We start from the raw sequence: 23382 nt of genomic DNA, 5'->3' as shown, positions 1-23382 counted from the left end.
GGGTAGTGGCAAACAATGGATGCCCTGGATTCATATCGACGACCATGTGGCCATTTGCTTGGCATTACTTAATAGCACTGAGCTTAATGGTCCATTTAACCTGACCGCACCTAACCCGGTTACTAACCAGGTATTTGCCCAAACACTAGCAAAAACCCTTCATCGTCCCGCTTTTCTACCTGCACCAGCATGGGTTCTTAAGCTCTTGCTGGGTGAAATGTCTGAATTGCTGCTGGGCAGTCAACGTGTTATTCCCAGGCGGATGTTAGGTGCTGATTATCAATTCAAGTTTACTGAATTGGGAGCAGCGCTACGTCAAGTTTTGTGTGATTAGATTATTGATACCATGTGGGCTCAGGTCTCACACAACTTAAAGTAAATCCGCTGTGATGAAATAAAACGATGAAGGTGGTTTATACAATATATGTAAGACCTGTTCCCGCTTCCCCTCAAGATACAATCTATCCGGTAACGAAATTCAATTCTGTTATAATCCGAAAAAAGTGGTATTAGTTTCTAGTCTTCTTGCCACTGTCCATACTGGTTAAAACCCACACTCTATCTGCCTAAGACTGGCGCCGTAAATGGCGACAGGCCGATTTTTTCTAGGAATAATTTATGACTTTCTCAGCTCTCGGCCTGTCCGATGAACTCGTTCGAGCCGTTACCGAGCGTGGTTACACTGAGCCAACGCCCATTCAGGCGCAGGCGATTCCTGTTGTGCTATCCGGCGGCGACCTGCTGGCTGGTGCACAGACCGGCACCGGCAAGACGGCTGGTTTTACCCTGCCTATTCTGCAACGTCTTACTGCTTCTGCGAAACCTGTAACCGGTAAGGCACCGATTCGCGCGTTAGTTCTTATTCCCACGCGCGAGCTTGCCGCACAGGTAGAAGAGAGCGTGCGCGATTATGGCAAATACCTGAAACTTACTTCGATGACGATGATTGGTGGCGTTAACATCAATCCGCAAATACAGCGCTTGAAAAGCCGCGTGGATATTTTAGTTGCCACGCCCGGTCGCTTGCTCGATCACTTGCAGCAGAAAACGCTGGATCTGTCACATGTAGAAATTCTGGTGCTGGATGAGGCCGACCGTATGCTGGACATGGGTTTTATTCGCGACATCAAAAAAATCCTGGCTATATTGCCCAAGCAACGGCAAAACTTGTTGTTTTCCGCCACCTTCTCCGACGAGATCAAAATGCTGGCCGATGGACTGCTCAACAAACCGGCGATGATAGAAGTGGCGCGCCGCAACGCTACTGCAGAGCTGATTACACAGAAAGTTTACCCGGTGGATCGCGAAAGAAAGCGTGAGCTACTCACTCATCTTATCAAGGAATACAACTGGCATCAGGTGCTGGTATTTACGCGCACAAAACATGGTGCCAACAAGTTAGCTGAGCAACTCAACAAGGACGACATTCCGGCACTGGCCATCCATGGTAATAAGAGCCAAGCAGCGCGCACCCGTGCATTGGCGGAATTTAAAACCGGCAAGCTACAGGTACTGGTGGCTACGGACATTGCTGCGCGGGGCATCGACATTATTGAGTTGCCGCACGTAGTTAACTTCGAGATGCCCAATATATCGGAAGATTATGTTCACCGCATTGGACGTACCGGTCGTGCGGGCAGCGAAGGTGAGGCAAGTTCGCTGGTATGTATTGATGAGCATAAGCTGCTGCATGACATTGAACGACTGACCAAACGCGAAATTCCGGTTGTGCAGGTGCCCGGCTTCGAACCAGATCCGCGCATCAAGGCAGAGCCTATTTTAAACGGTCAGAATCGCGGTCAAGGTAGTGGACGTGGGCAAGGACAAGGGCAAGGACGTGGTGGTCAAGGTCATGGTCGTACTCGGGCCGCGCCACGCACGGGCAATGGTCCGGGCCGCACCAGTGCTGCTACTGGCAAGCCTGCTGTTCGCGCACCTGCATCACACCGTTCCGGTGGATACAATCGCTAAAAAATGTATTCGCCAATACGCAGAGTCGGGTAATTAACCGAACCGCCCCCGACCAAGCTGATCAATTTTTTACGAAATTGTCAGCCGTGATGGCGAGCATCACTCAACTGTTCCAGAGCACCTGAAATGAATATCACAACAGACGAAACAATCATATCTGCGACCAAGCTGTGGTTGGAGCGGGCCGTCATTGGCCTCAACCTGTGCCCGTTCGCCAAGGCCGTTCATGTAAAAAATCAGATACGCTACGTGGTAAGCAATGCAGTCACGCATGAGGACTTACTAAGAGACCTCATGCGAGAGCTGGAAGTATTGGCCGAAACACCAGCAGTAGATATCGACACAACCTTGCTTATTCACCCCAGCGTGCTTACTGATTTTTTCGAATACAACGATTTTCTTGATGTAGTCGATGCGGCATTGGAAGACATGGATTTGGAAGGTGCGTTGCAAGTGGCCAGTTTTCACCCGCAGTATCAGTTCGCCGGGACGCAACCTGACGATATCGAAAACTACACCAACCGGTCGCCATATCCCATGATGCATTTGCTGCGTGAAGCGAGTATGGTGCAGGCGGTGTCGGCTTTTCCCGAGGCCGAGAAAATATTCGACAAGAACATTGAAACACTGCGTTGTTTGGGTCACACAGGTTGGAATGATTTGGGGCTGGTTCAGGTTAGCCCTCCCCCGAAAAAATAATGTCTGCGCAAAGTGCTTTATCGGTGACATCGCCCACTTTCTCTTCACTTACCCCCGATTGCGTTATGAACGCATTGGACAGTCTGGGCTGTTACAGCGATGGTCGCCTGTTGGCGCTTAATAGCTATGAGAACCGCGTCTACCAGGTCGGCATGGAAGAAGGCTTGCCGCTGGTAGCAAAATTCTATCGGCCGGAACGCTGGACCAATGCCGCCATACTCGAAGAACACGCTTTTGTGCAGGAGTTGGTCGAGCGCGAAATTCCAGTGGTACCTGCGTTGGTGCTGGGTGGTAAAACACTGCACACCTTCGAAGGATTCCGCTTCGCCGTTTTTTCCAAGCACGGCGGACGGGCGCCTGAGTTGGAAGATCGAAACACGCTGGAATGGATGGGGCGTTTTCTTGGTCGCATCCACGCCATAGGCGCGCTCAAGCCGTATCAGCATCGACCCATACTGGATATTGCAAGCTTCGGTGTAAAACCACTTGATTTTTTGCTGACCAATAATTTTATCCCGGCTGATCTTGAGACTGCCTATCGCAGCGTAGCAGAGCAGGCGCTGGCGGGTGTGCGGCATTGCTTTGAGCGTGCCGGTAGCAATGTAAAATCACTCCGTTTGCACGGAGATTGCCATGCGGGCAATGTGCTGTGGACGGATGATGGTCCGCACTTTGTTGATTTTGACGATAGCCGCATGGGGCCTGCTGTGCAGGACTTGTGGATGTTGTTGTCGGGTGAGCGTGTTGACATGGTGCGGCAGTTGAATGACGTGCTGGCGGGGTATGAAGATTTTTACGATTTTGATTCACGTGAATTGCATCTGATCGAAGCACTGCGCACCTTGCGCCTGATTCATTATTCCGCCTGGCTGGCACAGCGATGGGATGATCCAGCCTTCAAGCAAGCCTTCCCGTGGTTTAATACTCAACACTATTGGCAAGATCGAATTCTCGAATTGCGCGAGCAGATCGCGCTGATGGATGAACCGCCACTATTGTCTGCTTAATTGATATGCAAACTGATTGCGCTTGCGGCAGCAATAAAAACTTCACCGACTGTTGCGGGTGTTATATCGAGGGCAACACGCCTGCCCCCAGCGCTGAAGCATTGATGCGTTCCCGCTATGTTGCTTACACATTGGGACGCGAGGATTATTTACTGGCAACTTGGCATCCCTCAACACGCCCCGCCACGTTGGATATGGTTGATAAAATTGAGACAAAATGGCTGGGGTTGGAGGTAAAGCGCCATGAGTACACTCTTCAGGAACCAGACCGCGCCGTAGTGGAGTTTGTGGCGCGCTACAAAGTGGGGGGGCGTGCACATCGACTGCACGAAGTGAGTCGTTTCGTGTGCGAAGGCGAGCAATGGTTCTATGTGGATGGCGACATTCGCTAAATTAGACTTGGTTTCTTACAGCCTCTAGACTTACTTATTTTTTGCAATAACTATTTTCGCGAGAACATTTATCATGGCAACGGATTCAGTAACACAGCCTGCACTACCAGCAGCCGGCGCACCCGCACCTGTTTCGCGTGATTTAATCACGCGCGAAGTGGCGCGCCGTCGCACCTTTGGCATCATCTCTCACCCGGATGCGGGAAAAACTACACTGACCGAAAAATTACTGCTATTTTCTGGTGCGATTCAATTGGCGGGTACGGTGAAGGCACGCAAGAGCGGTCGCCACGCAACGTCCGACTGGATGGACATCGAGAAACAACGCGGCATTTCTGTAGCCAGCTCAGTAATGCAGTTCGAATATCGTAACCATGTGGTTAATTTGCTCGATACCCCCGGCCACCAGGATTTTTCTGAAGACACCTACCGCGTGCTCACCGCTGTAGACTCCGCGCTTATGGTTATCGACGCGGCCAAGGGTGTTGAAACGCAAACCATCAAATTGCTCAATGTTTGTCGCATGCGCAACACACCTATCATAACCTTCATTAACAAGATGGACCGTGAAACACGCGATCCGGTGGAACTGCTGGATGAGGTTGAGTCGGTTCTTAATATCCAGTGCGCACCGGTGACTTGGCCACTGGGAATGGGTAAGACTTTTCGTGGCGTCTATCACTTATTGCGTGATGAGATTCTATTGTTCGCGGCGGGCGATGAACGTGCCGATCAAGATTTTGAAATCGTTAAAGGCATCGATAACCCGCGCCTTGTAGAAATGTTTCCACTGGAAATAGAACAACTTAAAGCAGAAGTTGAGCTATTGCAGGGCGCTTCTCATCCTTTTGATCTGGCCGCGTTTCTGGCCGGCACACAAACCCCCGTATTCTTCGGCTCTGCCATCAACAACTTCGGTGTGCGCGAAATCCTCAACGCCCTGTTGGATTGGGCGCCGGCGCCGTGTGTACGCGATGCCACCGCGCGTGTTGTCGCGCCTAACGAGGCGGCTTTTACTGGCTTCGTATTCAAGATACAAGCCAACATGGACGCGAATCATCGTGACCGCATCGCCTTCTTGCGTGTTTGCTCCGGACACTTCGAGCGTGGCATGAAGATCAAACACCTGCGTATTAACCGCGAAATTCGTGTGTCCAACGTTGTCACTTTTATGGCCTCTAATCGTGAGCAGGTAGAGGAAGCCTACGCTGGCGACATCATTGGCTTACCCAACCACGGCAACATGCAAATCGGCGACAGTTTTTCTGAAGGCGAGTTATTGCAGTTCACCGGTATTCCTTATTTCGCGCCAGACTTCTTTCGCTCCGTGCGTATCCGGAACCCGATCAAGGTCAAGCAGCTGCATAAAGGGTTGCAGCAACTTGGTGAAGAGGGCGCAGTACAAGTGTTCAAGCCAGTTAATGGTGGTGATTTAATTCTGGGCGCGGTCGGCGTACTGCAGTTCGATGTCGTTGCCAGCCGCTTGATGGGCGAATACGGCGTGGATGCAGTATTCGATGGTACCAATACCACGAGCGCGCGCTGGGTGACTTGCGACGACAAAAGAATGCTCGCCGATTTTGAGAAGGCTTTATCGCACAACGTCGCCTACGATGCCGCCAATAACATGGCCTATCTCGCACCGAACAACGTCAATCTCAATCTCACCCAGGAACGCTGGCCAAAAGTGATTTTCCACACCACGCGCGAACATGCGGTGAAGTTGTAGTGAATTGTCTACCATGAAGACTTCCATGCAACAATTTGAATTCAAGCTTAATGGCGAATTTATCGAGCTAAACCAATTACTGAAAATGGTTGGTGTGTGCGATAGCGGCGGAGCGGGTAAGACGCTGGTCGCGGAAGGTGTCGTATCGGTGGACGGGCATGTGGAATTGCGCAAAACCTGCAAAATAAGGGCAGGATCAGTGGTGACATTAGGCGACGTGCGCATCACAGTGCTTGCATAATTTTCATGCTGTATATCTCCCACAACGTTATTATTGCTGATCATGAGATCGAGTTAACCGCCGTGCGTGCTCAGGGGGCGGGTGGGCAGAACGTCAACAAAGTTTCCAGTGCTGTGCATTTGCGTTTCGACATCAATGCCTCATCGTTACCGGAAGCATTTAAAGCACGACTCCTTGAACTGCACGATCACCGTATCACCAAAGACGGCGTGGTAATTATCAAGGCACAGGAATTTCGCAGTCAGGAAAAGAATCGTGATGAGGCATTGCGACGCTTGAAAGGGTTGGTGCAAAGCATCGCGGTGTTGCCCACCATCCGTCGTGCAACCAAACCTACGCGCAGTTCGCAGAAGAAGCGTATGGACAGCAAAGCCAGGCATGGTGCAACTAAAAGTATGCGCGGCCGGGTGGTGGAATAATTTGGCAGAGCCCATTTCTGCATGAGATGGATCCAGGAGTTATATGGCAATTAAAGCAACTATTTTCAAAGCCAATCTGCAAATCGCAGACATGGAGCGTCACTATTACCAAGATCACGCGTTGACTCTTGCACGACACCCTTCTGAAACAGACGAGCGCATGATGGTGCGGTTGTTGGCCTTTGCGTTGCACGCCCATGAATATCTGGAATTCGGCCAGGGGATGACCGCTGATGATGAGGCAGATTTGTGGCGGAAAGATTTAACAGGTGCGATTGAGTTGTGGATAGACGTCGGGCTTCCCGACGAAAAACTAATACGTAAAGCCTGTGGCCGCTCTGATCAGGTAATTGTTTACACCTATGGCGGCCGTGTTGCAGATATGTGGTTCGCACAACACAGCAGTCAATTCGAACGGCTCAAGAATCTGAGTGTAATTAACCTGCCCATGGAAAATACGCGCGCCATCGCCAAGCTGGCTCAGCGCAACATGCAGTTACAATGCACCATTCAAGATGGGCAGATATGGTTGAGCGATGGGAATGACAGTGCGCAGGTGGAACGGGTGGAGCTGAAAGTACCATCCACTCGCGGGCATTGAGCGCCGACACCGACAGGCTGCTAGTCGGCGCTCAATGAATTGCTTAACTTCAATCGTTGCCGCCACAACACTGTGCTTGCCCAGCTCAGTGCGGCAAGCATAACCAAGCCACCCAGCGTATGCGCCAGCGCACCCCAGAGCTGAGCGTTGGGGCGCTGACTAAAGCTGTCGAGTAAATATATCCAATCGTGCGGCCCGTCTTCGCCGGTGCCACCGCCGAGCAAAACTAATTGCGGTCGCAGTGCATCATAAATGTAAGGTGCAAGGTCTATCAAACTGACACTCATCCACCATAGCCCGATCGCCGCACCGAAATTGTCGCGATTTTTCCAGATAAAGGCGATGGCAATCCCGCCCGGTAATGCCAGCTGGAATAAGCTGCCACCGAGGATGGTGAACCACTGGCCGAAGGGCATAAACAGCACGTGTCCAGCCTCGTGAATGGGAAGCAGGATGTTGTGCATGAAGGAACCGTTAATCTCGCCGCTGCGGTAATCGTAAGCAAACAGTCGCCAGCTCCACCAAGCCAAAAATACAAGCAGCAGACAACGCCCATAGAAAGATAGCTGATCCATCTGTTCCTTGGGAGTAAGAAAATCCTGCGTGCGTTTATGCCAACTGCGAGTGGACGTGCCTGGATCGGTATCGTAGATCACTGGGACGTCTGTCAATGGTTGCCACTTAAAAAAATAAATGCCACAGACAGGGCAAGCGGCATTGCTCGGTAAAGGTTGCGGTAACTTGTATCCGCACTTGGGGCAATCAGTGTAGATATCAGACATTGCCTTCACGCTTTGCCGATAAGAAAGCCGCAGACTTGCCGAAAGCTGCGTTGTACTGATTTAGGTGGACGGGCTTTCATCGTCAACGTGATCGGACTGATCTGCGGAAGGCGGGGATTTCTCTTCTAGTTTGCGCTGTTTTTTTTCTTCTTGCTTTTTTTTCTTGGCTAATTCTTTTTGACGCTTTTCGAATTGAAAATTAGGTTTTGCCAATTTGTCGCCTTTATTAATTAAGATTAATTTAAATGCCAGATTTGCAGTCGCTATTTTCACACATTTACGACGATACATGGGACTTGCTTTTGGATTGCCGCTGCAAACCGTAAAATTCGACCACACGAATTTACATGATCGGAGCGTTATGCTGCACGCACCGCATTCTAAATTTCAGGTACGTTTTGCCACTGCACACGCAAACTGTTCAATGCAAACCGCCCCCCGGTTAAGGTGCAAAGCTTAATCCCGGCAATTGAAGCCTGCTCTCCTTATTCAACGCAAATGCTTGCGCCCCTCCTTTGGATGTTCCAACATCTGGCAGGCGCGGCGATAAGCCAGCAAAGTTTTCTGGGCGTGGCCCAGTACGCTGTCATATGGATAATTGCCCGTTCCGTTCGCGATGCCGACCGGGAAACCGGTAAGCAGCTCTATCCCTTCGCTCGCATGTTCTGCAGTGTAGATATGAAATAAACCTTTAGCGACGGCCTCGATGACCTTGTGTTCCAGCATCAGATGACGGCGGTTACGGTATGGAATCAGCACACCTTGGTTTCCGTCCAGTCCGGCCGTTTCACAGACGCGAAAATAGCCTTCTATTTTTTCGTTAATTCCACCCACCGGCAACACTTCTCCGTGCTGATTGACCGCACCGGTTACTGCGATACCTTGCCTGAGGGGCAAGCCCGACAAGGATGAAAGCAAAACATAAAATTCGGCACAGGAAGCAGAATCACCTTCCACACCGTAATAATCCTGTTCAAACACAATTGATGCATTAAGTGCGAGCGGTGCAACATGGGGGAACAGGGCAGACAAGTAGTTCTGTAGAATGAATACGCCCTTGTCATGGATAGGCCCGGACATTTCTACTTCGCGCCCGATATTGAGTAAACCGTCTTCACCGGCATAGGTGCGCGCAGTGATTCGCAGCGGAAAGCCAAAACGGTAATCTCCCAGATCTATCTGGGAAAGACCGTTAAGCTGGCCTACTTTCTCACCATGCACCGTAATCAACACATCACCTTCGGCAATAGATTCCTGCAAGCGCTGATCGGGGTAATTGTGGCGTGAGATACGCGCACGAAGTGCAGCTTCTACATCCGCTGCCTCGACCAAAAGACTGGCACGGGCACGGCAGAGCGCAGCGCTTTCCATTATCAGCGCCTCAGTGCGGGAGAAAATTGCGCTTTGGCGAGACTGATCGTCCGTTTCGCGGTGGGAATCCTCTAGCAGACGAGCCGCGGCGGCGGCGGAAAAATGAGGTAGTCCCAGCGCCTGGCAAGCGTGGGCGATAAAAATTGACGAAGCGCGGCGGGTTTCAGGGCTGGATAAAAAACTTTCGGCAAAGTCTACCTTGACCCGAAATCGGCGTGCAAACTCCGGATCTCTCTCCTGCAACTCATAATATTCATCTCGCGAACCGATCAGAGTAATCTTGACATCAACATTCACCGCTTCTGGCTCGAGCGAAACAGCCGTAATCGGTGTGAGCGCTGTACCCGGCTCTTCGATTTTCAGCTTGCCGCTACGCAACAAGCGTCGCAGCTTCTCCCACACCACATCGTCAGTTAGCAGATCGCGTAAATGCAGCATGAGGAAGCCTCCGTGCGCTTTGTGCAGGCTCCCAGCGCGGATGCAGGTAAAATCAGTTACCAACATATCGTTTTCGGTCTGATATTCAATGCAGCCGAACAGTGAGCGGAAGAATGGGCTGTCTTCGACGATTACGGGTGCACCGCTCAGGCCATCATTGTCCACTACCAGATTAACCCGGTAACGGGATAATACTTTGCTGAGCGCCTCCTGCCGACTTTCTTCGTCGGTATCGGAAACCTTGAACTGCTCCAGATTATCGAGTATGTCCTGCATGACCTGCGTCAGATATGCGCCAAGCTTGGCGTGATCTTTGACCTCTGTAATCAATCCATCTCTGATTCCCTGTAATTCATGATTCAGCAGCGGCTTTACCACTTGGCGCAGCAATGCCGCCAAAGCATCGTGCATCACTCGTTCCAGTGGCCGGGTTTTCTCGAAATAGCTGGCAATCTTCGCGCGCAGTTCCTGCTCGGCCTGCTCTATTTCAGCTCGGTGTTCTTTCGGCAAGACTAGCACTTCATCTTCGGTAAGTAAGTGCCTTTTTTTACCCAGCAAAGTAAAAACCATACGCCCTGCCTCACGCTGAATAGCGAACTTGCGGGCTTCGGCAAAGGCTTCGAGTTCGGCGTAGCTTTTGCTTTCTTCATCCTTGTAGGTTTTTTCAATGCGTGCGCTTTCAGCTTTGAAATCCTGCCCCGCCAAGCATTGTGGTATTTCCGTCTGCAAGGATTTCGTCATCCGGGTCATGAGTTGGCGCAGCAGACGTCCCTGCCCGGCAGGCAAACATAAAGCCTGCGGTCTTTCCGGCGCATCGAAATTGTGCAGATAGCATAAGTCGGGCGGTACCGCCTTAATTGCAGCGGTCGCCTGCATCGCTTGCCTGAGCAACGAAGAACGGCCACTGCCGACCTCACCCAGTACAAACAGGTTGTAGTCTGGTTGATCCATTCCTAGCCCAAAGTGTGCGGCCATTTCTGCACGCTCCTGCCCGATCCAGGGTAGTGAATATGGCAGCAATTCTGAAGTGTCAGAGAACCCAAGCGAATCGGGATCGATGGTGAAGCGAAGATCGGCGGCAGCCAGGTTTGAGATCAGCATTTTTAAGTATAAAGTTACACAGGATATCGAATTGTAACCATTAATCTGCTTTACATTACGCCTGTGTCAAGACGGATGCGTCTCTATAGATGCGCACTGCACTGCCAATTCCGCCAATTTAGTCGCCGTGCAAATGCCGTTTTTAAAATGAAAACAAAATAAAGATCCAGCGATGAAATTAGATGTTGCCCATATTACGTATTTAGAGTTGCCCTTTAGCCGTGAAGGATATTGGAAGCGTATCTGGCTATTTGAAAGTGACGGTTATTCTGCTGTTTAGTCGGAAAATTACTTCACTGAGGTAGAATGTGCCCATGGACAATTTTACAGATTCGCTGAATCGCATGTTTACTGCCTCGGCTGAACGGCTGATGGAGCACCTGCCACAGTTTCTCGGGGCCCTTGCGCTGCTGCTGGTTGGCTGGGCGCTGGCTCGGTTGCTGCGAATCGCTACCCGCCGAGCTGTCACGCTGTTGGACTCGTTGGTAAGTCGCAGCACAGGGCAGTCCCGCTGGGATGTTAGGCGCTCGGCCGCTGTATTCGGCGGGGTTGTGTATTGGGTGGTGTTGTTGTTTTTCGTCACTGCAGCGACGCAGATGCTCGGACTGCAATACTTCACGGACTGGTTGGCACGATTACTCGAGCATCTGCCTGCTCTGGCTGCCGGGCTGCTGATAGTTGTCGCGGGATTCGTCTTGTCCGGCTTCTTCGGCGATCTTGTGCAGGCCACCGCCACGCGGCTGGCACCGCCACAGCGCCGGGCGCTGTCGCGCCTTGCACAAGGCGCGACGCTGGCGGTAGCGCTGTTGGTCGGGGCAGACCAGGTCGGACTTAAGGTCACGTGGGTTGCAATCCTGGCTGCGGTTATCGTGGCAACGGTGCTTGGCGGCGTGGCACTTGCTGTCAGCTTGGGCGCGCGCGGCTACGTCGCCAACCTGATCGGCGCGTTCTACATGCGTCAGGCGTTGCAACTCGGACAGCGCGTGCTCGTCGCTGGCCACGAAGGGTACATCGTCGATGTCACAGCCACTTCATTAGTGCTCGAGACTAACAACGGCCGTATTCTGCTGCCCGGTCGCGTCTATCATGACGAAGCGATCGTGATCTTCGCCCGCACGGATGCCAACTGAGCGGCGCGCGATGGCGGAGTCACGAGATCATCCACTCAGCTTAGCTTTCATGCGCGGGCACCCGGCGCAAGCCGCACGCGTGCTTGAAGCACTGCCCGCAGGCGACGCAGCACAGTTGTTTGCCCGCGTACCAGCGCGGGTAGGGGCCGCAGTGTTGACTGCGATGCTACCCAATCGGGCGGCACTTTATATTGCGGCACTGGAAGATGCACGCACACTGGAGTTGCTGGCCAATATGGGTACCCAGCCGACGGTGGCGCTTCTGCGCCACTTGCCGGAGCTGCGGAGGCAGACCCTTATTAGCGGGTTGCCAACCGTCGCAGCGTTGGCCTCGACCCTGTTGCTCGGTTATGCCGAAGACACGCTGGGTGCCTGGGCCGATCCGGACGTGGTCACACTGAGTGCCAAGACACGCGCCGCCGATGCATTGGCGCACGTGCGTGTGGCACCGCCCGCGCACCCCTTGCTGTTCGTCGCGGACGGCGAGCTCCGGTTTGCGGGTACGGTGTCTCTCCAGGCGCTGATACAGGCGCCGGGCGAGACCACCTTGGCCACGCTGATGCGACGCCCGAGCGTCGTGCTGGCGGCCCATGCGCCACTCGTGGGCACGGCAGAACATCCTGGCTGGGAGCAATTTTCACTATTGCCGGTGGTGGAGACGAACCATCGACTTGTGGGCGTGCTCACACGCGATGCACTGGCTCGGGCGCTGAAACAAGCCACATCGCCCGGCATCCGAAGCGAGGGCGATGCGAGCTTGGCGGGGATGCTCACGCGCGGTTACTGGCAGGCCTTGTCCGGCTTGATTGATGGCGGGCTTTTCCTGTTGCCTCGAGTAGCACCGGCGCTACCGCTAAACGAAGTGGATACCAGCGCAACGAGGTCTTCGAATGGCAGCTGACACACTGTTCATGGAGCCGGCCGACGCAGCACTAACCCACCGCTTCTTGCTTGACTACCCGCAGGAAGCGGCGCGCCTGTTCGAAGCCATGCCGACCGACGAAGCTGCCGTGCTACTGGCTGGGCAGCCGCCGCACGCAGCCTTGCGTGCCTGGCAGGCACTGGCGCCGGACGTGGCGGTGCAGGTGCTAGAGCAATTGCCTGTACCGCTGGCCGAGCACCTGTTGGCCGAGGCCGAGCCGGTGGTCAGCATAGCTGCGCTCACGCAACTGGATGCGGCGCAGCGCGAGGCATGGCTGAAGCGTCTGCACGCGGAGGTGGCGCACGAATTACGTGGCCTGCTCGCCTACCCGGAGGACTGCGCTGGCCGAATGATGGATCCGCGCGTGAGCCCTCTGCGTAGCGGCATGACAGTCGCCGAAGCCGTCGAGCGGCTGCGCCAGTTACGGCGTAGCGGTCTGCGCGAACTTTTCGTCGTCGACGACGACGGGCGCTTGACTGGCCGCGTCGAAGTGCAGGATCTGGCGCTCGCCAACCGTGATCTGCCGCTGTCCGACATTACACGCGCCATCGTTGCGCAGGTCGGTGATCTGGATCCGCGCGAGGAGGTGGTTGAGACCTTGCAGGAGCAGCCGATCACCGTGTTGCCGGTTGTCAATATCAGCGGACGTTTTATCGGTGTCATCCGACAGGCCGAACTGATGGCTGCCGTCGTGGAAGAGACCAGTCTCGACATCCAGACCATGGTCGGCGCCAGCCCGGACGAACGTGCGTTGTCGTCACCGATGTTCGCGGTGAAAAAGCGCCTGCCATGGTTGCAGATCAACCTGCTGACGGCCTTTCTTGCCTCAGCCGTGGTGGGGTTGTTCGAAACCACCATCGCGCAAATTACTGCGCTAGCGGTGCTGCTGCCGGTAGTCGCCGGCCAGTCGGGCAATGCTGGCGCGCAAGCCCTGGCCGTTACGATGCGCGGCCTGGCGCTTCGTGAAATAAGTCTGCGTCACTGGCCGGCCGTTGTGGGCAAGGAAGCTCTGGTGGGCGTCATGAACGGCATCGCGGTGGCAGCCACTACCGGGCTGGTGGTCTTCGTATGGAGCCGCTCCCTGGCGTTAGTTGGCGTGATCATGCTGGCGATGGTAATCTCGATGTTCGCTGCTGGCCTGGCCGGTGCTCTGGTACCGATATTGCTGCGACGTATCGGTCAGGATCCGGCCACCGCGTCTTCGATCATTCTCACCACAGTGACCGACATCGTCGGCTTCTTCTCCTTCCTCGGTATCGCAGCATTGTTCGCGCCTTTGTTGATGGATATCGGTGGCTGAGGTGCCGCCTTGGCAGCCCAACCTGCCGAGCTAAATACAGTTCACATAGCTTGCATAGCATGCTGACTTGATTTATATAATACGCGTCGCAATCCCAACATAATTTATCAAGGAGATAAAAATGTCTAATGAAGGCTATCACGAATCCATAAATGAACTTACCGATGAAACGAGAGATATGCACAGAGCAATTACATCACTCATGGAAGAGCTTGAGGCAGTAGATTGGTACAATCAAAGAGTTGATGCATGCAAAAATGAGGACTTAAAAGCGATTCTTGCTCATAATCGAGACGAGGAAAAAGAGCATGCAGCAATGGTTCTTGAATGGATCAGAAGGCAAGACCCTCGTTTTGATAAAGAGCTAAAAGATTACTTGTTTACGGATAAACCAATAGCTCACAAATAAAATACATAACGAATAAGCCCAACATCACAGGGGGCTGAATTAACCAATGTGTTGCCAACGAGCCGATACAACGGGAGGCACATAAGGCTTGTTGCTCGCGGCGACTGGCCAAACACAAGCATATTCGTGCCACTCACCAGGCCAAACGTGCGCGCTATCCGAACCGTATTGAGTCTTGAGATTATTTTGACTAATTGAGGACAAAATGACATGGACCAGCACATCAAAGAGCTTCTGCTGAGTGGCGTTGTCCTGGCGCAATTCACGGAATAGCGGAAACCGCTTGACGAAATGGGAGGCAGGCACCAAGGTTTCGACTGCCAAGTAGCCCATCATATTCAATCTTAGGAGACGACTATGACCACCCTCCCAAAAAACTGCGGATACTGGAGCCACGCGTATGATTCCGAGCGAACGAAGCAATAGGCTTGATCGGCCCGTCGATCAGCAAATTGATCATGTCCTGGGTCCTGAGGATGCGGAAATTACGCTCGTAGAATACGGCGGTTATGACTGTCCAAGTTGCCGTGCTGCGAATGAAGTCATTGCCGGCTTGCGTGACGAATTTGGAAATCGCTTACGCTATGTTTTTCGTCATCGGCCAATAACGGATAGCGATATCGCTCGTCGCGCGGCCGAGTTGGTAGAACGCGCTCAAAATGAGGAACAGTTCTGGGCGATGCACCTCGAACTCATGACTCGCTCCAACCTGTTGACGGAAGACGATTTGGGCGCCGTCAATGCCAGACTGGAAGAACAGAACGACCATCAAATACCTGACTCGGCCACCGATGAAGCCCGCGCAAGGGTGGACGGCGACGTCAGGAGTGCGGATGCCAGCGGCGTCCTCGTCACACCTACATTTTTCATCAACGGTCGCCGCTACGAAGGGCCATGGGATCAGCATGCGCTAAGCGACGCAATGCTTCGAACTCCGGGTCATCGGGCTCAACTTGCGACATTAGATTTTCTGCGATGGGGGCCGTCCGCCGGATTACTGTTACTGCTTGCGACGCTGGTGGCCGTGGCTCTAACCAACTCCCCACTTGGCCATGCCTTCAACGAGTTCTGGGAACAACCTTTTGAGTTCACGCTCGGCAAGTTTTCGTTTGGAATGTCAATCCATCACTGGGTCAATGACGGTTTGCTCACGCTTTTCTTTCTGGTGGTCGGTCTGGAAATAAAACGTGAGTTTACGGTGGGTCACCTGGCCAATCGCCGTTCTGCTGCGTTGCCGATCGCAGCTGCGATAGGTGGCATGGCGGTGCCGGCACTACTCTATATTTGGGTCATTCCAGAAGGCCCATGGTCAAACGGCTGGGGTATTCCCATGGCGACGGATACCGCTTTCGCGATTGCGGTGATCGCGGTGTTGGGCTCACGTGTGCCAGTGGAATTGCGCGTGTTCCTGACCGCCGCAGCGATTGTAGATGACATTGGCGCAATTCTTGTCATCGCGATTTTCTATTCTGCAGATATACAAGTCACTTACCTTGTCGCCGCAGCCGCCACGACGGGTGTGCTGGCGTTACTCAATCGCGCCCACGTGTACCGCCTTTCGCCGTATGTGTGTGTCGGCATCGTGTTGTGGTCGTTTATTCACGCTGCCGGATTGCACGCTACTCTTGCTGGTGTCGTATTGGCGATGTTTATTCCCACGAGACCACCGCCCAATCTCAAGGCATTAATGGCGCAAGCGAATACCATTCTCGATGCGGACATGCGCTATGGCGGTGATGTCTTGCGGCTCGGACCTTCACTGTCAGCGATATCCGCTCTTGACGCTGTTCATGACCGGTTGGAATCGCCAGCAGATCGATTGCTGCGTCAGTGGGGTAACCGGTCAAGCTACGTGGTACTCCCACTTTTTGCACTGGCAAATGCCGGTGTTGTCATGTCAACAGATATATTTGAGACCCATTCGGGTTTGGTTTTGGCGATCATGACAGGCTTAATCATAGGTAAGCCATTGGGAATGGGCGCAGCTGCGGCGATAGCTGTGCGTATGGGTATCGCCAGGAAGCCAGATGCATATACATGGCGCCATTTGATCGGTGCTGCTGCGCTTGCCGGTATTGGTTTTACCATGTCCTTATTCGTTGCTGGCCAGGCATTTGCGTCGGAGGAAGACTTCGCCGCAGCAAAGATTGCAGTTTTTGCCGCTTCGGTTATCGCCGCCTGCGTTGGCACCGCATTGCTTTATAGTGCTCCGGCCAAGTCAGTTGATTAACGTCCCAATTATTTTCTCTCCATTGGCCTGATGGAAGGCAGCTACCACTTCGTGCAATTACCAATAATGGCAACGCTCATAAATCAGTCATCGTATATTTAGATTGCAAACACAAAGCGACAGAAGTGCCAAATATGATCGATTTTAATACAGGAAGTTATTGCGGAAATTCCAGCAAAACTAGGTGGCGAGTGGTTGGCAGACATGTTCACAATGTTCGAAGTGGTCTTACACACCGTCATCTTCGGCGGCTTCCCCGCATCTGTCACAGCACAAAAGTTCTCAAGCGTGTTTTCACGGAACGCTTTATTACCGTGGCACAGGACCACAGCTGCAAACGACTCATCAGTTAACACGCCCCAAGGGATTGTCATGCTCGGCGGCTTGCGCCGGAATAGTTTCATGCGATGCAAGCCAGGCATGCACCTGGGCGACCACTGCGGCGCCTTCACCCACAGCGGCGGCGACACGTTTTGTTGAGCCGGCACGCGCATCACCGATCGCGAATACCCCCGCTACCGACGTTTCAAGCGGCAGTGGATGATGATCCTTTTTCAGGTGCGTCAACTGCACGTTGTCGACCGGCGACAGATCGATCCCGGTGCAAACGAATCCCTTATCATTGAGTTCGACACCGCAACTATCGAGCCAGTCTGTGTTCGGATCGGCACCCACGAACAAAAAAATACGCTGGACGGATTTAGTATGCTTACTGCCGTCTTTACGATTGAGCCACTTCACGCCACTCACGCCTTCTTCGGAACCTTCAATTGCCACAATCTCTGATTCCGTATAGAGCGTGACGTTGGGCAGCAATCCGATACGGTCAATGAGATATTTCGACATACTTTTTTCAAGGTTGGAGCCGCGAATCAAATGGTGGACGTGTGCCACATGGCTGGCCAGAAATACGATTGCCTGGCCAGCCGAATTTCCGCCACCTACAAGCACGACTTCCTCCTGTGAGCATAGCGCCGCTTCGATCGGCGATGCCCAGTAATAAACGCCGCGATCTTCATATTTCTCGAGCCCGGGAATGTCAGGACGACGATATTTTGCGCCTGTCGCGATGACAACAGCTTTAGCAAAAACCTGTCCGCCAGAATCGAGCTGAATCGCGCGTGGAAAGCGAGTGCAATCGAGCGACATCACTTCAACGGGCACCACCATTTCAGCACCGAATTTCAGCGCCTGAACATAAGCGCGTCCGGCGAGCGCCTGACCGGAAATCCCGGTCGGGAAACCCAGGTAATTTTCGATTCTCGAACTTGCGCCCGCCTGACCGCCAAACGCATGAGTATCGAGCACAAGCACAGAAAGCCCTTCCGATGCTGCATATACGGCGGAGGCCAGACCAGCGGGGCCGGCGCCAACGATCGCAACATCGTAGACACGGTCTGGGCTCAGCTCGACATACAAGCCGAGGTGACGCGCAAGCTCCCTTTCGGTAGGGCATTTAACAACTGTTCCATCGGGACAAACAACCAGCGGCAATTCGTCTGGAAGCGGCTGATGAAGCTTCATCACTTCTCCCGCGATGCTATCCAGCATCGGATCCAACGCCAGATAAGGATGACCGTTCCTTGAAAGAAACCCCTCCAACCGCACCATACCCGCGCTGCCGGGAGTACCAATCAGCAGCGGGCCGCCTCCACCGGTGTCAATCAATTCCAAGCGCCTCAGGATCAGGGCTCGCATGATGCGCTCTCCGAGCTCGACCTCGGCTATAACCACGGCGCGCAACGAAGGCGGATCTATCAGCAACGTTTCGACTATGTCGAGCGCACGCCCATAGACAAGTGCGGGACGGCCCGAAAGTTGGGAGATTTCTGCCAAAAAATCACCAGGTTCGTGTTCAACAATCGGCGTTTCGTCGCCAAAACCGATTTTGCGTGTAATAAGGACGCGTCCACTCAGCAAGACAAACATGCCCACTCCGCGCGTGCTGGGATCAATTAATAGTTCACCCGGCTGCCACGTCTGCAACTTGCCAAATCGCCTTAAGCGATTAATCTCTGTGGGGACAAGCTTGGGAAACATTTGCGCGCGACGCGATACCAGCTTTGAAGACAAGGGCGGATCTGCCGCATTTGCTGAAGCGTCGTCTACTTGACTAGAATTTCGTGAGAACAAACCGTCAGTGACTTCTTTCATTGCCGCTTTTGATTCTTGAAAGGAACCGACGAAGGGTGTGCGGTCTGGTTACCGCTAAAATCGAGCATTTCCTGATCGATGTAACACCAGCCCCACGGGTCAGGGGGGTCGTAGGACTCCATGATCGGATGTCCTGTCGCATGAAAATGCTTGGTCGCATGCTGGTTTGTCGAACTATCACAACAGCCGACGTGGCCACACTGGCGGCACACGCGAAGTTGCACCCATTTGCCTCCGGTCTTCAGGCAATTCTCGCAACCCTCCGCAGAGGGTGTAACTTCTCGAATGCTATCAAGATGCGTACAAGCCATACAACCTCCCATAAGTTTCAAGCGATCATATCATGAGGAAATATTGTTCCGACACTGCTGCCCGGCTAAATGAGAGGGCGAAACGCTGAAAGCCATGATTGCTCAGGATTCTCACAGCGACTGGCAAAAGGCCAGCACATTTGTGCCAGTCGTCAGGTGATAAATTGGGCTTCATGCCATTTAGCTCAACCCGCCAAACTGGCTGGAGAAAACGTCCGTGTCATAGCCTGTATAATAGGATTGATAGGGGCAATGCCGGTTGCATTTCGTGTCAAACTCTGCTGAAATCCCGTATCCTGTTAATTTTCTATAATAATTTTTCATGTCAGTATCAGAAGATGGATTGCCATGCAATCATGACGTACATGAGGATCTGATCCGTAAGCTGCGAAAGCTGTTGCCGCCAGAGGCCGTACTCACCGACAAAGAAGATTTACGTCCGTTCGAGTGTGACGGATTATCGGTTTATCGCCGTCTGCCCTTGGTAGTGGCTTTGCCTGAAACTATTGCGCAGGTGCAGGCCGTCATGCGCCTGTGCCATGCTTTGCAGGTGCCCGTTGTGGCACGCGGTGCAGGCACCGGTTTGTCCGGTGGGGCGCTCCCTTTGTCTAATGGCGTGCTGCTGAGTCTGGCAAAATTTAAACGCATACTCCATATCGACCCGGAAAATGCGATGGCCACTTTGCAACCGGGTGTGCGCAATCTGGCAATCTCTGAGGCTGCCGCCGCGCATGGCTTGTATTACGCACCTGATCCTTCCTCGCAAATTGCCTGCACCATAGGCGGCAATGTCGCGGAAAATTCCGGCGGGGTGCATTGCCTGAAATATGGCCTGACGGTCCACAATATTCTGATGCTGAAAGTGGTGACGATGGAGGGAGAGTTGCTGACCATCGGCGCTGAAACTCTGGATTCTCCGGGCTATGATCTGCTGGCATTAATGACTGGCTCGGAGGGCATGCTGGCGGTAATCGTCGAGGTTACCGTGAAGCTACTGGCCAGACCGGAGCGCGCGCAAGTTTTGCTGGCGGCATTTGATGATGTCTTCAAAGCCGGAGAAGCGGTCGGGGCGATAATCGCTGCCGGCATTATTCCGGCTGGTCTGGAAATGATGGACAAGGTAGCCATTCAGGCGGCAGAGGATTTTGCGCATGCTGGTTATCCCTGTAACGCAGAGGCGATTTTGCTGTGCGAGCTGGATGGCACCAATGCGGAAGTATCCGAGCACGTCATGGAAGTGCGCGAAATATTGCACCAGAGCGGCGCGACCGAGGTGCGCACAGCCGTTAACGAAGCAGAAAGACAGTTATTCTGGAAGGGTCGTAAATCCGCCTTTCCCGCAGTGGGGCGTATTTCGCCGGATTATTACTGCATGGATGGCACGATTCCACGTCGTCAATTGCCGCATGTATTACGCCAGATCAGCTTATGGTCGGAAGAGTATGGCTTGCCAGTGGCGAATGTGTTTCATGCCGGAGACGGCAATCTGCATCCACTGATTTTGTTCGATGCCAACAAGGATGGCGAATTGGCTCGCACCGAAGAATTCGGCCAGCGTATCTTGCAACTGTGCGTTGAAGTAGGCGGATCTATTACTGGTGAACATGGGGTCGGCATGGAAAAAATTAATCAGATGTGTATCCAGTTTAAAGCGGCTGAACTCAGCCAGTTTCACGCGGTTAAAGCTGCTTTCGATCCCGACGGCTTGCTTAATCCCGGGAAAGCCGTGCCCACCTTGCAGCGCTGCGCAGAATTTGGCGCCATGCACGTTCATCACGGTCAGTTGCCTCATCCCGAGCTGGAACGTTTCTGATGTTGGAGCGCGATATCAGCGAGACACTTCAACATCAGGTGCACAGCGCCATTGGTAATGGGGCACCGCTCAAGATCGAAGGCGGCAATAGCAAAGCGTTTTTAGGACGAGAATCGCACGGCGAAATTCTGGATATCAGCGCCCATTGCGGCATTGTTGAACATGATCCGCGCGAGTTGGTTTTGACTGCACGCAGTGGTACGCCGCTCAAAGAAATTGAAACTGCGTTGGCAGAAGCCGGGCAGATGCTGGCATTCGAGCCGCCCCATTTTGGAGAAAACGCCACCTTGGGTGGCACCATTGCCTGCGGTCTATCTGGGCCGCGTCGTCCTTTTTATGGTTCCGCCCGCGATTTTGTATTGGGCTGCAAACTGATTAATGGCGAGGGCGAGATAATGCGCTTCGGTGGTCAGGTGATAAAAAACGTGGCGGGCTACGACGTCTCGCGCCTGATGGTCGGTGCATACGGCACACTGGGCGTGTTGCTGGAAATCAGCTTGAAAGTACTGCCGCGCCCGGCGGCGAGTCGCACTCTGATAGAGGAATGTACTCAAGCTGAGGCCATCAGAAAAATGAGTCAATTGCTGTCCCAACCCGTTCCGGTGGATGCGGCCTGTTATCATGCGGGGCATTGTTATCTGCGTCTGTCCGGCAGCGAGCAAGCAGTCAAGCATGCCCATGAGCATTTGGGTGGCGAAATGTTAGAAAAGTCAGATCCCTTCTGGCACACTTTACGCGAACATCATCTGCCATTTTTTGACTCTGCGAATCCGCTGTATCGCGTAATGGTAAAACCTGCCGTGCCCCCTTTAGAAATTACCGGCGAATGGTTGCTCGATTGGGGTGGTGCACAGCGTTGGCTAGTGAGTGACGAACCCATTGCGTTAATACGCGAACGCGTTGCTAATGTGGGCGGGCATGTCACCCAGTTCCGTGGCGGAGCACACAATGGAGAAATATTTCAGCCGCTCGCCGCGCCCTTGCTTGTCATTCATCAGCGCCTGAAAGTCAGTTTTGATCCACACGGGATTTTTAACCAGGGGCGCATTTACGCCAACCTGTAAATCATATGCAAACTGCCATTTCTCCTGAACGCCTTGTTAATCCCGACATTGCCGAAGCCAATGCGATCCTGCGTTCTTGCGTGCACTGCGGATTTTGCAACGCCACCTGTCCCACCTATCAATTGCTCGGCAACGAACTGGATGGGCCACGTGGCCGTATTTATCTGATCAAAGAAATGCTGGAAGGCAATCAATCCAGCGAGAAGACGCAACTGCATCTGGACCGTTGCCTGACCTGCCGCGCCTGCGAAACAACCTGTCCTTCCGGGGTGCAATATGGCCGTTTGATTGATATAGGGAGGCAGGTCATTGAGGAGCGCGCACCGCGTCCGTTGTGGCAGAAAATTGTGCGACGCAGTCTGCTGGCAGTGCTGCCATATCCCAAGCGTTTTGCGCTGGTGCTTGGCATCAGCCGCGTGGTGCGCCCATTTTTACCGCGCTCTTTGCAACGTAAAATCCCGCCTCAACGACGGGCACAGTCAGCTCGCCCGTCTGAGATTCATCCGCGTAGCATGCTGATATTGGAAGGTTGTGTGCAATCGCTGAGTGCGCCGAACACCAACACTGCTGCTGCCCGTGTGCTGGATAAACTGGGTATATCTTTAATCAGCGCCCCCAAAGTTGGCTGCTGTGGTGCCCTGAACCAGCACCTGGCTGATATTAATGGGGCGCATGACATGATGCGCCGCAATATTGATGCCTGGTGGCCATATATTGAGCAAGGTGCAGAGGCTATCGTAATGAGCGCCAGTGGCTGCGGCCTGATGGTGAAAGAATACGGTGCAACGTTGAAACACGATCCAGACTATGCCGCGAAGGCAGCACGCATCAGCGAACTGACACGCGACTTGAGCGAAATCCTGATTCGCGAAGATTTGAGTGCCTTGACCGATGTCGGCAAAGGTGTGCGCGTCGCTTATCAGTCATCTTGCACCTTGCAGCATGGGCAAAAGCTGTCTGGCGTTGTTGAAAAGATCCTGCAAAACTGCGGTTACACGCTGACACCAGTTGCTGGCAGCCATTTGTGCTGTGGTGCCGCAGGCACATATACCCTGATGCAACCAGTGCTGTCGCAGCAGCTATTGGAGAATAAATTGGGTGCGCTGCAACAGGGCGCAGCCGAGGTTATCGCCACCGCCAACATCGGCTGCCAGCTACATTTGGAAAGTGCAGCCCGTTTACCGGTGAAACATTGGATTGAGCTATTGCAACCATTTTCTCAACAAGGGCCGACTGACAGCAGTGAAAAAAGTTAAAATGTCGCAATTAAATGAATCGTAACCCTCAAGGAGAAAGAG

General features: G+C 53.3%; 23 protein-coding genes. 17 read left to right on the top strand and 6 right to left on the bottom strand.

What is annotated here, in order from left to right:
* The 9 genes from MJ769_RS04800 to MJ769_RS04760 form a co-directional block, all read left to right on the top strand.
* Positions 1-334, top strand: a 334-nt coding sequence (locus MJ769_RS04800) for a DUF1731 domain-containing protein (protein WP_239234772.1), incomplete at its 5' end; no start/stop codon positions are given.
* Between the two features lie 284 nt (positions 335-618).
* Positions 619-1971: a DEAD/DEAH box helicase gene (locus MJ769_RS04795; protein ID WP_239234770.1), complete on the top strand. Its 1353-nt coding sequence runs from the start codon at positions 619-621 to the stop codon at positions 1969-1971.
* Positions 1972-2097: 126 nt separating this feature from the next.
* Positions 2098-2670: a DUF1415 domain-containing protein gene (locus MJ769_RS04790; RefSeq protein ID WP_239234768.1), complete on the top strand. Its 573-nt coding sequence runs from the start codon at positions 2098-2100 to the stop codon at positions 2668-2670.
* Complete coding sequence (locus tag MJ769_RS04785; protein WP_239234766.1) at positions 2670-3677, top strand: serine/threonine protein kinase; 1008 nt, start codon at positions 2670-2672, stop codon at positions 3675-3677. The genes MJ769_RS04790 and MJ769_RS04785 overlap by 1 nt, the downstream gene beginning before the upstream one ends.
* Positions 3678-3682: 5 nt before the next feature.
* On the top strand, positions 3683-4069 hold the full coding sequence (locus MJ769_RS04780) for a YchJ family protein (protein ID WP_239234764.1): 387 nt from the start codon (positions 3683-3685) through the stop codon (positions 4067-4069).
* Between the two features lie 73 nt (positions 4070-4142).
* Complete coding sequence (locus tag MJ769_RS04775) at positions 4143-5798, top strand: peptide chain release factor 3 (RefSeq protein WP_239234762.1); 1656 nt, start codon at positions 4143-4145, stop codon at positions 5796-5798.
* Between the two features lie 25 nt (positions 5799-5823).
* Positions 5824-6039, top strand: coding sequence for an RNA-binding S4 domain-containing protein (locus tag MJ769_RS04770; protein ID WP_239234760.1), 216 nt, complete (start codon positions 5824-5826; stop codon positions 6037-6039).
* Between the two features lie 5 nt (positions 6040-6044).
* Positions 6045-6458: an alternative ribosome rescue aminoacyl-tRNA hydrolase ArfB gene (gene arfB / locus MJ769_RS04765; RefSeq protein ID WP_239234758.1), complete on the top strand. Its 414-nt coding sequence runs from the start codon at positions 6045-6047 to the stop codon at positions 6456-6458.
* Between the two features lie 43 nt (positions 6459-6501).
* A complete protein-coding gene (locus tag MJ769_RS04760; protein ID WP_239234756.1) occupies positions 6502-7059 on the top strand; it encodes a YaeQ family protein in 558 nt (185 codons plus the stop codon).
* Positions 7060-7079: 20 nt separating this feature from the next.
* Here MJ769_RS04760 and MJ769_RS04755 read toward each other — a convergent pair whose 3' ends face one another.
* From MJ769_RS04755 to MJ769_RS04745, 3 genes are all read right to left on the bottom strand, one after another.
* The gene (locus tag MJ769_RS04755) at positions 7080-7841 is read right to left on the bottom strand and encodes a hypothetical protein (RefSeq protein WP_239234754.1); all 762 of its coding nucleotides are present in this window, start codon (positions 7839-7841) and stop codon (positions 7080-7082) included.
* Positions 7842-7901: 60 nt separating this feature from the next.
* Positions 7902-8132, bottom strand: coding sequence for a hypothetical protein (locus MJ769_RS04750; protein ID WP_239234752.1), 231 nt, complete (start codon positions 8130-8132; stop codon positions 7902-7904).
* A gap of 198 nt (positions 8133-8330) precedes the next feature.
* Entirely contained in the window at positions 8331-10751 is a 2421-nt protein-coding gene (locus MJ769_RS04745; protein WP_239234750.1) for a Lon protease family protein, read from the bottom strand.
* A gap of 314 nt (positions 10752-11065) precedes the next feature.
* Here MJ769_RS04745 and MJ769_RS04740 point away from each other — a divergent pair, with 314 nt between their 5' ends.
* From MJ769_RS04740 to MJ769_RS04725, 4 genes are all read left to right on the top strand, one after another.
* Complete coding sequence (locus tag MJ769_RS04740; protein ID WP_239234748.1) at positions 11066-11881, top strand: mechanosensitive ion channel family protein; 816 nt, start codon at positions 11066-11068, stop codon at positions 11879-11881.
* 10 nt (positions 11882-11891) lie between these two features.
* A complete protein-coding gene (locus MJ769_RS04735) occupies positions 11892-12782 on the top strand; it encodes a magnesium transporter MgtE N-terminal domain-containing protein (RefSeq protein WP_239234746.1) in 891 nt (296 codons plus the stop codon).
* Positions 12772-14103, top strand: a complete 1332-nt coding sequence (locus MJ769_RS04730; protein WP_239234744.1) for a magnesium transporter — start codon at positions 12772-12774, stop codon at positions 14101-14103. Before MJ769_RS04735 ends, MJ769_RS04730 begins: the two co-directional genes overlap by 11 nt.
* 121 nt (positions 14104-14224) lie before the next feature.
* Positions 14225-14512: a ferritin-like domain-containing protein gene (locus MJ769_RS04725; protein ID WP_239234742.1), complete on the top strand. Its 288-nt coding sequence runs from the start codon at positions 14225-14227 to the stop codon at positions 14510-14512.
* 39 nt (positions 14513-14551) lie between these two features.
* Here the strand turns inward: MJ769_RS04725 and MJ769_RS04720 are convergent, their stop codons facing one another.
* The gene (locus MJ769_RS04720) at positions 14552-14848 is read right to left on the bottom strand and encodes a hypothetical protein (protein WP_239234740.1); all 297 of its coding nucleotides are present in this window, start codon (positions 14846-14848) and stop codon (positions 14552-14554) included.
* 64 nt (positions 14849-14912) lie between these two features.
* Between MJ769_RS04720 and nhaA the strand changes: the two genes are divergently transcribed.
* A complete protein-coding gene (nhaA, locus tag MJ769_RS04715; protein WP_239234738.1) occupies positions 14913-16742 on the top strand; it encodes a Na+/H+ antiporter NhaA in 1830 nt (609 codons plus the stop codon).
* Between the two features lie 345 nt (positions 16743-17087).
* Here the strand turns inward: nhaA and MJ769_RS04710 are convergent, their stop codons facing one another.
* Together MJ769_RS04710 and MJ769_RS04705 are read right to left on the bottom strand one after the other, a co-directional pair.
* A complete protein-coding gene (locus MJ769_RS04710) occupies positions 17088-18896 on the bottom strand; it encodes an FAD-dependent oxidoreductase (protein WP_239234736.1) in 1809 nt (602 codons plus the stop codon).
* Positions 18893-19207: a UBP-type zinc finger domain-containing protein gene (locus tag MJ769_RS04705; protein WP_239234734.1), complete on the bottom strand. Its 315-nt coding sequence runs from the start codon at positions 19205-19207 to the stop codon at positions 18893-18895. The genes MJ769_RS04710 and MJ769_RS04705 overlap by 4 nt, the downstream gene beginning before the upstream one ends.
* A gap of 322 nt (positions 19208-19529) precedes the next feature.
* Between MJ769_RS04705 and MJ769_RS04700 the strand changes: the two genes are divergently transcribed.
* Genes MJ769_RS04700 through glcF form a run of 3 tightly spaced genes read left to right on the top strand, consistent with a single transcriptional unit; the run spans position 19530 to position 23340 of the window.
* The gene (locus tag MJ769_RS04700; protein WP_239234732.1) at positions 19530-21020 is read left to right on the top strand and encodes an FAD-linked oxidase C-terminal domain-containing protein; all 1491 of its coding nucleotides are present in this window, start codon (positions 19530-19532) and stop codon (positions 21018-21020) included.
* On the top strand, positions 21020-22084 hold the full coding sequence (glcE, locus tag MJ769_RS04695) for a glycolate oxidase subunit GlcE (protein WP_239234730.1): 1065 nt from the start codon (positions 21020-21022) through the stop codon (positions 22082-22084). The genes MJ769_RS04700 and glcE overlap by 1 nt, the downstream gene beginning before the upstream one ends.
* A gap of 5 nt (positions 22085-22089) precedes the next feature.
* Positions 22090-23340, top strand: coding sequence for a glycolate oxidase subunit GlcF (gene glcF / locus MJ769_RS04690; RefSeq protein WP_239234728.1), 1251 nt, complete (start codon positions 22090-22092; stop codon positions 23338-23340).
* Positions 23341-23382: the final 42 nt, after the last annotated feature.

It is taken from the genome of Candidatus Nitrotoga sp. BS, assembly GCF_927797785.1.
GTDB lineage: Bacteria > Pseudomonadota > Gammaproteobacteria > Burkholderiales > Gallionellaceae > Nitrotoga.
Note: the sequence above shows the minus strand (reverse complement) of the source record. Positions and strands in the feature narration are given on the sequence as shown.